At 66.0% G+C, this 13,797-nt stretch carries 15 protein-coding genes; 5 read left to right on the top strand and 10 right to left on the bottom strand.

What is annotated here, in order from left to right:
• Positions 1 to 22: 22 nt before the first annotated feature.
• Entirely contained in the window at positions 23 to 2,029 is a 2,007-nt protein-coding gene (locus O5O53_RS07760; RefSeq protein ID WP_269510991.1) for a TPM domain-containing protein, read from the bottom strand.
• 20 nt (positions 2,030 to 2,049) lie between these two features.
• Between O5O53_RS07760 and O5O53_RS07755 the strand changes: the two genes are divergently transcribed.
• The gene (locus O5O53_RS07755) at positions 2,050 to 3,327 is read left to right on the top strand and encodes a deoxyguanosinetriphosphate triphosphohydrolase (protein ID WP_269510988.1); all 1,278 of its coding nucleotides are present in this window, start codon (positions 2,050 to 2,052) and stop codon (positions 3,325 to 3,327) included.
• Here the strand turns inward: O5O53_RS07755 and O5O53_RS07750 are convergent.
• The 4 genes from O5O53_RS07750 to O5O53_RS07735 form a co-directional block, all read right to left on the bottom strand.
• Positions 3,324 to 4,133, bottom strand: coding sequence for an Abi family protein (locus tag O5O53_RS07750; RefSeq protein WP_269510985.1), 810 nt, complete (start codon positions 4,131 to 4,133; stop codon positions 3,324 to 3,326). The genes O5O53_RS07755 and O5O53_RS07750 overlap by 4 nt on opposite strands.
• Before the next feature lie 82 nt (positions 4,134 to 4,215).
• A complete protein-coding gene (locus O5O53_RS07745) occupies positions 4,216 to 5,151 on the bottom strand; it encodes an ArsA family ATPase (protein ID WP_269510982.1) in 936 nt (311 codons plus the stop codon).
• A complete protein-coding gene (locus O5O53_RS07740) occupies positions 5,142 to 5,399 on the bottom strand; it encodes a cory-CC-star protein (RefSeq protein ID WP_269510980.1) in 258 nt (85 codons plus the stop codon). The genes O5O53_RS07745 and O5O53_RS07740 overlap by 10 nt, the downstream gene beginning before the upstream one ends.
• Positions 5,383 to 7,095 carry a carbon starvation CstA family protein gene (locus tag O5O53_RS07735; RefSeq protein WP_269510977.1) on the bottom strand — a complete coding sequence of 571 codons (1,713 nt, stop codon included), beginning with the start codon at positions 7,093 to 7,095 and terminating at the stop codon, positions 5,383 to 5,385. Before O5O53_RS07735 ends, O5O53_RS07740 begins: the two co-directional genes overlap by 17 nt.
• Positions 7,096 to 7,448: 353 nt before the next feature.
• Between O5O53_RS07735 and O5O53_RS07730 the strand changes: the two genes are divergently transcribed.
• From O5O53_RS07730 to O5O53_RS07720, 3 genes are read left to right on the top strand one after another with little or no spacing between them, the layout of a single operon-like run.
• The gene (locus tag O5O53_RS07730) at positions 7,449 to 8,468 is read left to right on the top strand and encodes a DUF559 domain-containing protein (RefSeq protein WP_269510974.1); all 1,020 of its coding nucleotides are present in this window, start codon (positions 7,449 to 7,451) and stop codon (positions 8,466 to 8,468) included.
• Between the two features lie 40 nt (positions 8,469 to 8,508).
• Positions 8,509 to 8,967 (top strand): prevent-host-death protein, encoded by a 459-nt coding sequence (locus O5O53_RS07725; RefSeq protein WP_269510972.1) that lies wholly within the window; start codon positions 8,509 to 8,511, stop codon positions 8,965 to 8,967.
• A 2-nt stretch (positions 8,968 to 8,969) separates the two neighbouring features.
• Positions 8,970 to 9,320 (top strand): hypothetical protein, encoded by a 351-nt coding sequence (locus O5O53_RS07720; RefSeq protein WP_269510969.1) that lies wholly within the window; start codon positions 8,970 to 8,972, stop codon positions 9,318 to 9,320.
• Positions 9,321 to 9,401: 81 nt separating this feature from the next.
• Here the strand turns inward: O5O53_RS07720 and O5O53_RS07715 are convergent, their stop codons facing one another.
• Together O5O53_RS07715 and O5O53_RS07710 are read right to left on the bottom strand one after the other, a co-directional pair.
• Positions 9,402 to 9,698, bottom strand: coding sequence for a hypothetical protein (locus O5O53_RS07715; protein ID WP_269510966.1), 297 nt, complete (start codon positions 9,696 to 9,698; stop codon positions 9,402 to 9,404).
• The gene (locus O5O53_RS07710) at positions 9,698 to 10,078 is read right to left on the bottom strand and encodes a guanyl-specific ribonuclease (RefSeq protein ID WP_437177852.1); all 381 of its coding nucleotides are present in this window, start codon (positions 10,076 to 10,078) and stop codon (positions 9,698 to 9,700) included. Before O5O53_RS07710 ends, O5O53_RS07715 begins: the two co-directional genes overlap by 1 nt.
• Before the next feature lie 34 nt (positions 10,079 to 10,112).
• Between O5O53_RS07710 and dnaG the strand changes: the two genes are divergently transcribed.
• The gene (dnaG, locus tag O5O53_RS07705; protein ID WP_269510961.1) at positions 10,113 to 12,140 is read left to right on the top strand and encodes a DNA primase; all 2,028 of its coding nucleotides are present in this window, start codon (positions 10,113 to 10,115) and stop codon (positions 12,138 to 12,140) included.
• A gap of 251 nt (positions 12,141 to 12,391) precedes the next feature.
• Here dnaG and O5O53_RS07700 read toward each other — a convergent pair whose 3' ends face one another.
• From O5O53_RS07700 to O5O53_RS07690, 3 genes are all read right to left on the bottom strand, one after another.
• On the bottom strand, positions 12,392 to 12,787 hold the full coding sequence (locus O5O53_RS07700; protein WP_269510958.1) for a hypothetical protein: 396 nt from the start codon (positions 12,785 to 12,787) through the stop codon (positions 12,392 to 12,394).
• Positions 12,784 to 12,975 (bottom strand): toxin HicA, encoded by a 192-nt coding sequence (locus O5O53_RS07695; protein WP_181193099.1) that lies wholly within the window; start codon positions 12,973 to 12,975, stop codon positions 12,784 to 12,786. Before O5O53_RS07695 ends, O5O53_RS07700 begins: the two co-directional genes overlap by 4 nt.
• Positions 12,976 to 13,119: 144 nt before the next feature.
• Entirely contained in the window at positions 13,120 to 13,767 is a 648-nt protein-coding gene (locus O5O53_RS07690) for an 8-oxoguanine DNA glycosylase OGG fold protein (RefSeq protein WP_269510955.1), read from the bottom strand.
• Between the last annotated feature and the right edge of the window lie 30 nt (positions 13,768 to 13,797).

Below are 13,797 nucleotides of genomic sequence, written 5' to 3'. Positions count from 1 at the left end.
GCGCCTGGGGCGCTGGGGCCGCCTAGAAGGTGCCGCCGCGGTTGGAGGGGCGCCCGCCGGAGAACCCGCCACCGCCACCGAAACCGCCTCCACCAAGGCCGCCACCGCCGAAGCCGCCGGAGAGCATCGAGCCCCACAGCACGGCGCTGGCCAGCGAGTCGGCGGTCTGGCGGTTGCGCTGGGCCTGGTAGCGGCGCAGGTCGTCGTTCGCGGCGGCCTCGGCGCGGCGCGCGGTGTCGGTGGCGGCGCGTGCGGCGTCGATGCCCGTGCGAGTGTCGCGCACGCGCAGCTGGTGGGCCTGCGCGTACTGGCGTTTGGCCTCCGCCAGCAGGGTGCGTGCGTGTGAGCCGATGATGCGGCCGCGCGACAGGATCAGGTCCTCGGCGCGCTGGATTTGGGCGCCGGCGACTTGCATTTGCTGGTCGAAAAGCTGCAGCGCGCGGGACTGGTCGCCGGCGATGCCCTTCGCGCGGTCCAGCGCCTCGTCGATTTCGGCGTCCATGCTGGTCAGCTCCTGGTACAGGGCCAGGGGGTCGGACTGGTCGCGGTCGCCGATCTCGCCCAGCATGCGTTGGGCCTTGGCGGAAACGGTGTCGAGCGAAGTGACGTCGATAGGCGCGCCCTGCGCGCGAGCCCCCTTGACCTGCTCGATCTCGCGCAGCTCCCCGCGGATCTCGTCGATCAGCGCGGGCAGATTCGCTTTCGCGGCGCGGATGTTGTCCTCGGCGTGCTCGATGGCGGCGAGGTTGGTGTCGGAGACGTTGACGGCTCGGGTGGCGGCGGCGAGCGTGTCCAACAGCGCGCCCTGGCGCCCCGCGGGCTTGTCCGCCAGCGTGCGCGCCTCGCCGAGCGCCTTTTCTGCCTCGTCCAACGACGCCTCGGCCAGGTCCACGTTGTCCACGATGGACTCCAGGATCTGCGCCGGGTACTCGCCCTGAAGCTGCGCCAGCGTCGCGCGCGCGGGCTCCAGTCGCGCCCGGATGTCCACGGTGCGCGCAAGCACCTTCTCCACCTCTTCGGGCGCGCGCATGAGCACGCCGCGCATCTCGTTGAACTCGGTGGTCTTGTCGCGCAGCGCCTGCTCGGCGCGTCCCGAAGAGGAGATGATGTCCACCAGCATCGCGCGTTTTTCGGGTTCGGTTTCGGGGATGGCGTCGTAAAGCTTTTGGTGCGTGGCAAACGCGCGCTGCAGGGTGGTGGTGGCCTCGTTCATCGCGGAGGTGAACGGGCGCACGCGGTCCGCGCCGAACTCGGAGGTGGCCAGCTCGAGCTCCTGCTTGCCCTGGGTAATCGAGTCGTCGGCGGAGACCAGCGCGTCGCGCGCGACCTCCTCCAGCGTCGGCGTGGGCAGGCGCCCGAGCGAGTCGGTGTCCGCCGGGTCGAGGGCCTTCGCGGATTCGATCTGCTTGGCCTGCTGCTTCTTCGAGCCCTTGCGCGTCGCCGCGTACACGCCGCCGCCAGCCAGCGCGGCGACACCCAGGCCACCTGCGAGCCAGCCTGCGCTCCCACCTGCGCCATCGCCTGACGACGAGCTCCCGCCCGCCACCGCATTCACCGCATTCAACGCGGCGGAAGACCAGTTCATCTCGGACAGCTGCGCGTAGGCGGCGTCGTTCATGCGGTCGATCTCGGACTGCGTCCACTCTTCGCCGCCGCCGACGTTGTAGAGGCGCTCGTCCGGCGAGATCGCCACCACGGCGGTGTTGGAGCCGTTCGCTGTCACGGCCTTGTCCACCCACTCCGACGGGGTGTACTGCCCGAATGAACGTAAGAACACCACGCGCACGGACTTGCCCTGGGTCTTGCTGACGTTTTGGATCGCGTCTTCGATCTCGGCCAGCTCGCTTGCGGTGAGCACTGCGGCGTCGTCGGTCACCGGCTGCGTCAGCCGACCGGGCTCGAGGGATGCCTTCGTAGCGGTGGCTTGGGCTTGAACGAGGGTGGGCGGAGCTTCCGTCGCAAAGCTGGGTGCGGCGGCGACAAAAAGGCCGCCGGACACGGCGAGGATGCGCAAGTAACGGCTAGTCATGCCGACTAGGGTAGCGCGACGTGTACGTTTACAACGCCGCCGATACGCAGCGCCGCGCCGACGAGGCGCCGAAGGGCGCGCAACTCGCCCCGGATTCGCGCGGGGATTTCGCCCGCGACCGCGCCCGCGTGCTGCACTCCGCGGCGCTGCGCCGCCTCGCCGACAAGACGCAGGTGGTCGGACCGCGCGACGGCGACACCCCGCGCACGCGCCTGACGCACTCGCTGGAGGTCGCGCAGATCTCGCGCGGCATCGGCGAGGGCCTGGGCCTCAACCCCGACCTGTGCGAGATGGCCGGGCTCACCCACGACATCGGGCACCCGCCGTACGGCCACAACGGCGAGGTCGCGCTCGACGAGGTCGCGCCGTGCGGCTTCGAGGGCAACGCGCAAACGTTGCGGATCCTTGCGCGCCTGGAGCCCAAAGTGCTTATCGACGCCACGTCCTTCGGCCTCAACCTCACCCGCGCATCGTTGGACGCGGCTGTGAAGTACCCGCTGACGCGCACGAACGCGGACGGTTCTGTGAACCGGAAGTACTCGGCCTACGACGAGGACGCGTCGGTGTTGGAGTGGGTGCGTCTCGGGCACAGCGACGGCGCGCCGCCGATGGAGGCACAGGTGATGGACTTCTCCGACGACATCGCCTACTCCGTCCACGACGTCGAGGACGGCATCGTCTCCGGTCGCGTGTCGCTGCGCGTGCTGTGGGACTTCGTCGAGTTGGCAGCTTTGGCCGAGAAGGGCGCGGCCGCGTTCGGCGGGGATGCGGACTCGCTTGTCGACGCCGCCGACCGACTACGCTCCCTACCCGCCATCGCCGCCGCCAGCGAGTTCGACTACTCACTCGGCGCGTGGACGGGGCTGAAAGCGTTGACGTCGCAGCTGGTGGGCCGCTACGTCGGCGCCGTCACCCGCGCCACCCGCGAGGACGACGGCAACCGTGCCCTCGCGGACGCTTCGAACCTCGGCCTGGGCCGGCAGCACGGGCGCCTCGTGGTCCCGCCGGACGTGGAGGCCGAGGTGCGCCTGCTCAAGACGGTCGCGGTGCTCTACGTCATGGACCAGCCCGCCCACCAGGCGCGCCAGGACCGGCAGCGCGACCGCATCTACCGCGTCTACGAGTACCTCCGCGCTGGCGCGCCGGGCAGCCTGGACACGATGTTCCAGGCGTGGTTCAACGCCGCCGAGACGGACCTGGAGCGCGAGCGGGTGATCGTGGACCAGATCGCGTCCATGACCGAGTCGCGCCTGGAGCGCACCGCGAAGAAGGCCGCCGCCTTCGAGGGGTACTTCTAGGGCCATTCATCCAAGGATTCTTTGAAGGCGTCCAGCTCGTCGAGGATCTCGGCGACTGGGATGTTGGAGCGTAGGAACGCGGCAAGGTCGCGGTCGATGATCTCTGCGACTTCGAGGCACAGCTCGTGGCACTCTCGTGGCGTCAATCGTCGGTTTGTGCCAGTTACCGGTACCCCATTGGGGGCGATGGATTCGTGATGGGCAATTCTGTTGCGGATGTAACGAATCGGCGAGATTTTCCTGAAAATCCATTCCCTCGTAATCCCGTATGTACGAAATTCTGGATCCTGTAGGCGCTTTCCCAATGGCTTCGCACCTCTGAAGGTGACTTCCAGCGCTTTTGGGGTCCAGATTTTGTCATGGTCCGCAGTCTCAAAAGGTGGTTTCAGTCCTGTTTCACCCCCTTTGTCCAACATGTTGGTCCAGGTCCGAAACATTGAGGCAGCGACCAGTCGACCACCGAGCTTCCGGTTCCGTTCTGCATCCTTGGTGTATCGACTCGGAAGACTTTCCCACGCTTCAATGAGGTTTTCTCGAACTCGCAGATCGAATCCCACAGTCGTATCCGCATACCAGCTTTCGCCGTATGTCTTCTGTAGGTACTCCACTATCGCGTTGCGGAGTGCCACTTCGATGTAGGCGATCTCGTGGAAGATGGCAGCACTCAGTCGCCGATCCAGCTCGTAGAGAGCGAGAGCTTTGGATTCATTTTGGTAGGTGGCAGATAGATATGGCTTGAGCCTGTCCTCTGAAATCCAGACTTTGGCAACCTGTTGCATGAGATCCCCCGCAGTTGTATTTCTCACGTGCTCAACTATGATAGGCGCTGTAATCCCCTCCCGTAGTGGTCCCCCGTTTTAACGGCATGGCTGTGGAGGGGTTTCTTTATTACAACCGCTCGGCGATGGCGGCGAGCGCGGCGCGGGTGCCGATCTCGCCGGGGAGCCAGGGCAGTTCGACGCGGGGGACGTCGGCAAGCTGCGAGTCGAGCAGCTCAAGCGCGGAGTTTTCCACGGCGCGGCGCGGGGCCATGAACTCGCCGGCATCGGCGGGGCTGCGGCGGTTGATCACCAACGAGCCGACGCGGATGCTGTTGGACGTGAGGTCGTCGTAAAGCTCGCAGCTCTCAAGGACCGGGAGGCGCTCCGCGGTGAGCACGATGTGGAACGTGCAGGCTGCGGGGTCGGTGAGGATGTCGCGCAGACGCTCGAACTTGCGGCGGCGGCGCAGCAAGGTGGCGCGGATTTCCTGGTTGCGGCGCTCCACTGGGTCATCCACAGTGCCGCCCAGGCCCCGTACGGCGCGGGAGAACTTGTCGGATTGCTCGCGCCGCTGCATCAGCCCGCCGGTGTACGCGGCCATCAGCTCCGGCAGCGCGAGCAGGCGGGAGGTGTGGCCGGAAGGGGCGGTGTCGAAGATGATGTGGTCGTAGCCAGGCCTATCGACGAGCTCCGCCACCGCCTCCAACATCGCCGCCTCATGCATGCCGGGCGAGTGCCGCGCCAGGTCCAGGTGGCGGCGGATCTCGGGGTGCATGCGCTCCGGCATCATCGCGCGCATGGAGCGCTCCACGTCTGCGAGGTGCCGCTCGGTGGTGGCGGCGGGGTCGAGTTCCACCACGTCGAGGTTGGGCTCGAGTGGCGTGGGGTCGTCGGAAAGCTGCGCGTCCCAGATGTGGCCCAGGTTGTGCGCCGGGTCCGTGGACACCAGCAGCACCCGCCGGCCGGCCTCGGCAAGACGCACCGCGGCCGCGGCCGAGACGGTGGTTTTGCCCACCCCGCCCTTGCCGCCGAAGAACATCACGGGCGCGGCCTCTAGCAGCATCGCACGCCGTCCAGCGGGGATCGCTCCATGCCCATGCGGGTGTGCCAGGCGTGGAATTCGTCGTAAAGCAATGGCATCAGTTCGAGTGTGTAGAAGCTTGTGGGGTTGGGGATGCCCAGCGTTTCCGAGGCGACTAGCAGCGTGAACAGGTCGTCCTCCTCGCGCGCGGCGCGGGCGAATTCGCGGCGGTACGGGGCTTTGTAGAACTCGTCGAGGCCGCGGGCAAATGCTTTAAGACGTTCGCGCATCCGCCAATTCACCCGGAATCGTCTCATCGTCACGCCAGGTCACAGCCGGCTCCTTGCGTGCCTTCGAGATCGCCGTGAACGCCTCCACGATGACCCAGATGGCGCAGCAGATGATGATCACGTCCAGCACCAGCAGCAGCCAGTTGCCCGCCTCGAGGAACGTGCGCAGCTGCAGCACCGCCGCCCACAGCGACATGGCGGTGACGAACACCAGCGGGATCATCACCGGCCAGGTAGGGCGGCGCAGCTGCGTCAGAATGATCACCACGACAGACAGCGTCAGGCCCGCCATGAGCTGGTTGGTGGTGCCGAACAGCGGCCAGATCAGCATGCCGCCGGAGCCGTCCAGGCCCATGGAGAACGTCAGGCCCAGCGCGCAGCCCACCGCGATGATGGTGGCCACCGCGCCGGAGAGCTTCACGCCGGCCAGCTCCGCCATTTCCGCGACGACGAGGCGCTGCAGGCGGATGCCGGAGTCCATCGTGGTGGCGGCGAACAGCACGGCCATGGTGGCCAGGATGGTGGCGGACAGGGAGGTCGGGATGCCCAGGCCTTCGTTCATGAGGTCGCCGCCGCCTTGGATGAACGCATCGACGCCGCCGGCGTTCCACTCGTTGTAGATCTCCTCCCACGTCGCCAGCGACTTGAAGCCGGCGGTGGTGGCCACGATCGTGCCAAGTGCGAGCAGGCCTTCGCCGACCGCGCCGAAGTAGCCGACGAAGCGCGCATCCGTCTCTTTGTCCAGCTGCTTCGACGACGTGCCCGAGGCGACGACGCCGTGGAAGCCCGAGATCGCGCCGCAGGCAATGGTGACAAACAGCAGCGGGAAGATGCCGGGGGTGCCGGACGGCACGGCGTCGCGAAGCGAGGGCGCCACAACCTCCGGCCGCACGATGAAGAACGAGCCGTAGAGGATGATCAGGCCCACGAAAAGCTGCAGGCCGTTGATGTAGTCGCGCGGCTGCAGCAGCACCCACACCGGCAGCAGCGAGGCGACAAACGCGTAGGCGAACAGGAAGATAATCCACCAGCCGCGGTCCGGGATGCCCAGCATCGTCTCCGGCAGGGCGAGCGGGAATTGGTCGCCCAGGATCATCAGCCCGTACAGCGCTGCGACACCCACGACGGACACCAGCGGCAGGTTCCAGTTGAAGCGGTAGATGGCCTGGCCGATCAGCAGCGCGACGACGATCGCACCCCAGGTCGGGATCACCGCCGTCGGCGTGGAGATGAGCAGGTTGGAGATGACCACCGCGAACGCCGTGTTGACCATGAGCAGCAGCAGGAAGATCACCACGAGGAACAGGTTGCGCCCGCGCGCGCCGATGTAGCGGCCCGACAGTGTGCCGATCGACTGCCCGCGATGCCTTTGCGACGCCCACAGCGCCCCCAAGTCATGCATCCCCGCGAAGAACACGGTGCCGAGCGTGACCCAAAGAAACGCCGGCATCCAGCCCCAAATCACCGCAACGGCCGGGCCGATGATCGGTGCCGCGCCCGCCACGGACGTGAAGTGGTGGCCCCACAGGACGTACTTGTTCGTGGGGACGAAATCCACGCCGTCTTCCATCGTGTGCGCCGGGGTGGTGTACGCGTCCGAGAGCTGGTAGACGCGTTTGCCCAGGAATTTGGAGTACAGCAGGTAGCCGGCAGCCATCATCGCCAGGCCGACGAGCACCAGGATGAGTGAGCTCATGGGTCTTCTCCGATCGTGTCGTGCTTCACATGGTCTGTGTCACATTGTTTGGGATTATGGCATACGGCACTTTCCTAGGTGTTTCTCAGGGGGTTTCTATTCTTCGGCGCGCTTGGCTTGCGCTTGTGGCGTCGCCAGCGGTCCCTGCATCTCGGCCAAACCCGCAAACCCCTAGTAAGCCCTCCCGAGAATGCCCGATTTTCGGCCTTACTAGGGGTTTGTTCCTAGGGGTCTGCGGGCAGCGGGCCAGGGGGCCGGGCACCGAGCGGCCCCGGCGGCCGGCCCCGAAACCCGGCAAGAACAACGCGCCTGCGGTAGTCTCCGCAGCGGGGTAACTAGTCAAGGGGGGACTGATGAAAGACACGCGCAAGAAAGAGCTGCGGGAAAAGCTGGTCGACGTGCGGAGGGTGTCGTCCGTAGACACTGAGACGCACCGGCGCATCAGTGAAGGCGAGCTGGTGCAGCTGACCAAGTCGATGTACTTCTGCGCCGAGACGTGGAAGAGGCTCAAGGAGTACGAGAAAGCCTTCCTGAGGTGCTACGCAGCGGGGTGCCAGAGCAGGAAAGCCGTGCTCGTCGACTGCTCGGCAGCGCGACTTAACGGCGTGTGGACAATCGCACGCAACGAACCCGTCACACTCGCGGTGCCCAACGGCCGCCCAGCCTCCATCAATGGTAGCTGGACTGGGTACGAGTACCGGCACCGGAAAATCCCGGAAGCCGACATCATCCACGACGGGCCCGTGCGCTACACCGACGCGATCCGCACCGCCGTCGACATTGCCCGTGAACGCGGCGTGCGCGAGGGCGTCATTGCGATGGACAGCGTGCTCTCCGGCCACGGCGACCACCTTTATCAGGAACTGCTGTACCAGTTCCGCGCCACCATCGCCCGGCTGGCCGGCACGAAAGGCATCGCCAACGCCCGGAAAGCACTCCCGCTGGCCAGCAGACTTTCGGATTCGCCCTATGAGTCACTCCTGCGCCTGATCCTCGACGCCTACGGGGTGCCGTACCGCACCCAGGCGGCGATCGGGCGGTACCGGGTGGACTTCCTCATCGGCGACAACCTCGTCGTGGAGGTCGACGGCTGGGAAAAGTACGAAGACGTTCCCCACGAAGTACTGCGCAAGCAGCGTGTGCGCGATGACTGGCTCGCCGAGCGCGGCTACAAGGTCTTGCACTTCTACACCGAGGACTTCTGGGGCGACGAAGCCGACTTGATCCAACGCATCCGCAACGCCTGGCCTGGTGCCCGGAGCTTGCTGCCCGTGCAGGTCAAGCCGAAGGGCTACACGCCGACCGGCCCAGGGCGCGCCGTGGCGCTGCCGTCGGACCTGCAGGAGGCCGTCGACATGCTACGCAGACCCTGACGCCTCGACTTCCGAACACATTCCGAATACTCTCAGAGCCATGACACTCGCAGCAGGAACCCCACCGCACACCCGCCGCTCATCCGACTTGAGCAAGCGGTCCGCCGAGGTGTTCGCCGAAGCGGAGAAGCACCCGGTCACGGTCACGCGCCGCGACGGGGAGTCGTTGGTGCTCATGTCAGCGCGGGAGGCGCAGGGGCGGGCACAGCTGCTGGAGCTCGCGGCGCAACTGCTCACCGTCGCCACGGAAGGCGTCGGCAGCCTCAGTGAGCGAATGGCCCGAGCGTTCCCCTGGATGATGGCGCTTTCGCAGGCGGACAGGGAATTATGTTCGCAAGAGCTTATCGACGCAGCACGCGCCTCCTTCGCCACCGAACAACCGCACCTCGCCCTCGCAGAGTTCACCGCCTGGAAGGAAACTGCGACCGCCATCGCGGCAGGTCTCGGGGACGTCGAAACCGACTGGCTCGACGACAGTGAACCGGTGGAGCGGCCCTGACGATGGCGGCCGGGAGGAAGGGGGAGCTGGTCCCACGCCCCGCAAAGAAGGTCGAGTACGACATCCGCTTCGCCTCGTCCGGGGCGAAGAAGGGGTGGCGTGACCTGGTGGCGACCATGCGGAACCCGATGGCCGATGCATGGGATTTCCTCACCAGGACCCCGACGTCCACCACTTCCACTAACTACCGGCTGAAGGGGGAGCTGGGGACCGTGCAACGCGGCGGGCGCTCGTTCGAGCGGTGGCAGCACAAACCGACGCTGAAGGGCTCGGCGCGGATCTGGTTCTACGTCGATGACCGCACGGTCTTCCTCGAGGCCGTGCACACCAGACACCCGAACGAGACGAAGTAGCCACTCCCACCCACAAACCCCTAGTAACAAAGCCCGAGTATGCGCCATTTTGGGCCTTAATAGGGGTTTCTTACTAGGGGTCTAGCGGGAAAGCTCGACGCCTTCGTCGGCGAGGACTTCGAGCAGCCCGCCTATCGACGCCTCCGGCATCCCCCAATCCGTCACCACCACACGTTTCACGCGGGCCTCGCGCAAAAGGTCGGCCAGCGCGTCGAGGTTGCGCGGCACCGGTCGGGCGTCGGGGGACGCGGGGGCAGGGGACGCGGGGGCAGGGGACGCGGCGGCCTCCGACGCACCAGCGCCGTAGACGGCGGCGATGATGGCGGCGCCGAGGTCCTCAATCGAGCGCACCGGGCGCATCACAAATACAGCGGGCATTAGTTGACCTCCATTTCGCAGAAGGATTCGTAGTGGTCGGCGGTGTAGAACCACTCGTCGACGTGGCCGTCCGCCCCGCCGCCGGTGACGATGCGGCGCGCGCCGCGGTGGTTCACGCCCGGGGTGTCTACGGTGTACTCGCGGTAGTAGTTGCGCGGCTGCTCGGGGAGGATGCGTTCGTAGTTGCCGAAGCGTCGGTCGTCGTTGTCGGGGTGGGGGAAGGGGCCGCCGGCTTCGATGAGGTCGACGGTGTCCCAGGCTTCGTCGGGAAGCGAGCCGCACGCGGGCAACCCCGAAGCGGACGCAGGCTCGGCCGGAGGTGGCGTCGATAGGCAACTGCTCAAAAACAGGCACGCGAGCAGGACGGATAGGCGCTTCATGGGCAATATCGTGCCACGCGCTAGAGTGAGCGCCATGGCTAGGGGCAGAATTCCGGATAGCGATATTGAGGCTATCCGTCAGCGCGCGCCGCTCGACGAGATCGTCGGCGAGTACGTGCAGCTCAAACCTGCCGGGCACGACTCGCTTAAGGGTCTCAGCCCGTTCAAGGACGAGCGCACCCCGAGTTTCCACGTCCGCCCCGCGCACGGCTACTACCACTGCTTTTCCACGGGCAAAGGCGGCGACGTCTTCAGCTTCCTCATGGAGATGGAGCAGCTGAGCTTCCCCGAGGCGGTGGAGGCGGTGGCGGACCACATCGGCTACCACATCAATTACCAGGGCGGATCCACCGGCGCCCGCAAGGTGGACCGCGGCACGCGCCAACGCCTGCTGGCGGCGAACAAGGCGGCGCACGAGTTCTTCCGCGAGCAGCTGGAGACCGAGGACGCCGCCCCGGCGCGCGAGATGCTGCTCAAGCGCGGTTTCTCCCGCGAGCTCATCTACGACTTCGAATGCGGCTACGCGCCCTACGCGTGGGACCCGATGACGAAGCACCTGTTACGCAAGGGCTTTGAGGTGCAAGAGCTTATCGACGCCGGCCTGTCCTCGATGGGCAAACGCGGCCCGTTAGATAAGTTCCGCGGCCGTTTGATCTGGCCGATCAAGGACACCGCCGGCAACGTCATCGGCTTTGGCGCCCGCAAGCTGTTCGAGGACGACCGCCTGGGCAAATACATCAACACCCAGGACACGCTGCTGTACCACAAGTCCAAGGTGCTCTTCGGCATCGATAAGGCGAAGAAGAACATCGCGGAGAAGCACCAGACGGTGGTGGTGGAGGGCTACACGGACGTGATGGCCATGCACGCCGCGGGCGTGGACACCGCGGTGGCCACGTGCGGCACCGCGTTCGGCGGCGACCACATGAGCCTGATCCGCCGCCTCATGCTCGACGACAGCTTCTTCCGCGGCGAGCTGATCTACACCTTCGACGGCGACGAGGCCGGCCGCAAGGCCGCCATGCGCGCCTTTGAGACCGATGCCGAGTTCGGCGCCCAGTCCTTCGTCGCGGTCGCCCCCGACGGCATGGACCCCTGCGACCTGCGCCTCGCGCGCGGCGACGGTGCCCTGCGCGACCTCGTCGCTTCGCGCGTGCCGGTGTACGAGTTCGTCATCGAGTCGCTTTTGCAGGACTACTCGTTGGATTCCGCCGAAGGGCGCGTGCAAGCCTTACGACGCACCGTCCCCGTCGTCGCCACCATCTCCGACAAAGTGCTCCAGCAGGAGTACGCCCGGAGGCTTGCCGGCTGGGTCGGCTGGCCGAACCCGGACGAGGTGCTCGAGCAGGTCCGCGCCGAGGCCAAGAAGCCGAAGAAGCAGAAGCGCGCACCGAAAGATCCGGCGCGCGAGGCCGGCGTTGGTGCTGGCGGTGCCGGCGGTAGCGCTGGTGCGGCCGTCGGCCCCGACAGCTCCGGCGCGCAGTCCGAGATCCTCATCCCGCCGCGCCCCGACGACCCAGTGCTGTGGCCCCAGCGCGAGGCCCTGAAGCTCGCGCTGCAGCACCCGGCCGCGGCCGGCAACTACTTCGACGGCATCAACCCGGACGCCTTCACCCACGACGCGTACCACCAGGTCCGCGAGGCCATCACCGCCGCCGGCGGCTGCGCCCGCGCCGGGGCTGCCGCAGCCGCCACGGGCGCGCCGAGCACCAGCACCGCGCCGGGCGCCACCCCCGAGAGCGCCGCCGTTGGCGCCCCCGATGCGTCGAATTTCCTCGCCGCGGTCGCCGGCGAGATGCGCGACTACGCCGGCCGCAACTTCGTTTCCGAACTGGCTGTCGAGCCCATCCACGCCGACGACCTGTACGAATACGCCGACTCCGTGCTCTCGCGCCTGCAGGAAACCCGCGTGGGCCAGCAGATCGCGCAGCTGAAGTCGCAGCTCCAGCGCATGCGGCCTTCCGACGACGAGGAGGCCTACAACGCCCTCTTCTCCGACCTCGTTGCCCTCGAGCAGGCCCGCCGCGACCTCAACGACCGCGCTTTCCGCGGCAACCGGTAGGGGCGCGGTTATACCGAAATTGGAATGTGGCAAATATTTGCCACATTCCAAAAACACACCATCCGTGTGCGAGTGGTGCCGGACGAAAAATTGGGTGGGCCCTTCGCAAGGAGCCGGCACACATGAGGAAACCGGTTACCTACAACCGGCTACCATGCAGAAAAACTGCTGGTAGCCGGTTGTAGGTAGCCGGTTTGCGTGCGGCCGCGGCAGGTCGGGCGAAACCCCCGAAACCGGGTCAATCATTGGCTTTACGCTGCGGAGTGCTGTTTGAGAATCTGCCCGACTCGGCCGTAGCTGATGCCCAGGAGGTAGGCGATGTCACGGTAGTTGTAACCGCGTTCAGAGAGGTCTTTCGCGTGCTGGGCGATCTTCCCCAGTTGATCGTGTTCTCGCCGACGCAGCTCTTCGAGCTCGTCTCGTGCCGAAAGCGCCGCCTTTTCCGCTTCGCCACCGATGGCGAGTTCGATCTGGGCGGACTCTGCATCGTGGGTCAGCTCGGGAAAAAGTCCAAGGGCGTCTTTGAACTCGTTTTCAATCTGATCAAGGCGACGCGCTTGGACAATGACACCAGGGTCTTGATCGAGTTGGCCGACCCACCAGCCGGAGTCACGTTCGACAGTCGCGGTAAAACAGTTCATCGTCATTTCAGTCCAATCTGCTTGTAAATCTTTTGGGCGGCGAGATCGGGAATTTCTCGATGCCGGGGAACAGTCGTGTAGCGGTCACCGACCCATATGCGTGTGTGGTTTCCGCCTTCTTTGATGGTGAGTTCCTGCTCGGTTGTCTTTGCGTAGTGGGAAATCGCTTTGAGGATGTCCTTGCGTTTGGTCACGATGCTAGTTTAGCGGGATTGACTTAATCAAGTGTAGGGGGCTAAACGGAAGGGGTTGGTGATGTGCTACCTGCCACTGACCACTAAAACAAAACCCGGCGAATTCAGGTTTTCCCTGAGCTCGCCGGATCGCACACATTCTTCCTACTCGGAGCGGCGGGCGAACTCCCGAAGCGCCCACTCGACGGCGTCCAACGGCAGCGATGCGTCGTAAGCGTCGCGCGCGGCCTTCAACGCCTCGAGGTACTCGCCGTACTCCTCAGCAGACCAGTCGCCCTCCGACGCCAGCCCGGCCAAACGAGCGCGGTTGGAGCAAATGATCACCGGTTTCGAAGCCTCACCAGACTTCTGCTCCCCGGCCAGGAAGTACGCCACGGCGGACGCGAACTTCGGTGGCAGGCCAGTCGCAACCAGAGCGCCGTAAGCGTCAACGGCACCCACACCGTCAAGCTTCCGCACCGCCGCCAGGAGCTGAGACGCCTTTCCCTTGTTCCGCAGGAACGCCTGCATCTGCATCACCTGGTTGGACTGGCCGGCAACGTAGGCGAAGCAGGCTCCCAGAAAGTCGATGATCTGCTCGCGCGCGAAACCGGACTCGCGCACGTCCTCGCCGAACGCGAACACTTCGGAGCGGGTGATGGAGGCGGTGGCGTCGTCGCGGAACGGCGGCACGCGGCGCAGGTGGTGCGGCCACCCGGTTTTCCAGCGGATGGGGGAGAAGGTCACGGAGTCGCCGAGCGCGTCCTGCGCGGTGGGTTTGACGGTCTCGAGGGCTTCAGCAATCTGAGTCATGCGCTCCATCTTAGAGCCCTTAGACTTGCC

The organism is Corynebacterium faecium (assembly GCF_027257105.1).
Lineage (GTDB): Bacteria > Actinomycetota > Actinomycetes > Mycobacteriales > Mycobacteriaceae > Corynebacterium > Corynebacterium lehmanniae.
This window is presented reverse-complemented; position numbering and strand designations above follow the sequence as displayed.

Coding starts and splice junctions, on each gene's coding strand:
- O5O53_RS07760 (WP_269510991.1), bottom strand. CDS start 2,029: ATGACTAGCCGTTACTTGCGCATCCTCGCCGTGTCCGGCGGCCTTTTT.
- O5O53_RS07745 (WP_269510982.1), bottom strand. CDS start 5,151: ATGCTGCTAGAGGCCGCGCCCGTGATGTTCTTCGGCGGCAAGGGCGGG.
- O5O53_RS07740 (WP_269510980.1), bottom strand. CDS start 5,399: ATGCGCGAACGTCTTAAAGCATTTGCCCGCGGCCTCGACGAGTTCTAC.
- O5O53_RS07735 (WP_269510977.1), bottom strand. CDS start 7,095: ATGAGCTCACTCATCCTGGTGCTCGTCGGCCTGGCGATGATGGCTGCC.
- O5O53_RS07730 (WP_269510974.1), top strand. CDS start 7,449: ATGAAAGACACGCGCAAGAAAGAGCTGCGGGAAAAGCTGGTCGACGTG.
- O5O53_RS07725 (WP_269510972.1), top strand. CDS start 8,509: ATGACACTCGCAGCAGGAACCCCACCGCACACCCGCCGCTCATCCGAC.
- O5O53_RS07720 (WP_269510969.1), top strand. CDS start 8,970: ATGGCGGCCGGGAGGAAGGGGGAGCTGGTCCCACGCCCCGCAAAGAAG.
- O5O53_RS07715 (WP_269510966.1), bottom strand. CDS start 9,698: ATGCCCGCTGTATTTGTGATGCGCCCGGTGCGCTCGATTGAGGACCTC.
- O5O53_RS07710 (WP_437177852.1), bottom strand. CDS start 10,078: ATGAAGCGCCTATCCGTCCTGCTCGCGTGCCTGTTTTTGAGCAGTTGC.
- dnaG (WP_269510961.1), top strand. CDS start 10,113: ATGGCTAGGGGCAGAATTCCGGATAGCGATATTGAGGCTATCCGTCAG.
- O5O53_RS07700 (WP_269510958.1), bottom strand. CDS start 12,787: ATGACGATGAACTGTTTTACCGCGACTGTCGAACGTGACTCCGGCTGG.
- O5O53_RS07690 (WP_269510955.1), bottom strand. CDS start 13,767: ATGACTCAGATTGCTGAAGCCCTCGAGACCGTCAAACCCACCGCGCAG.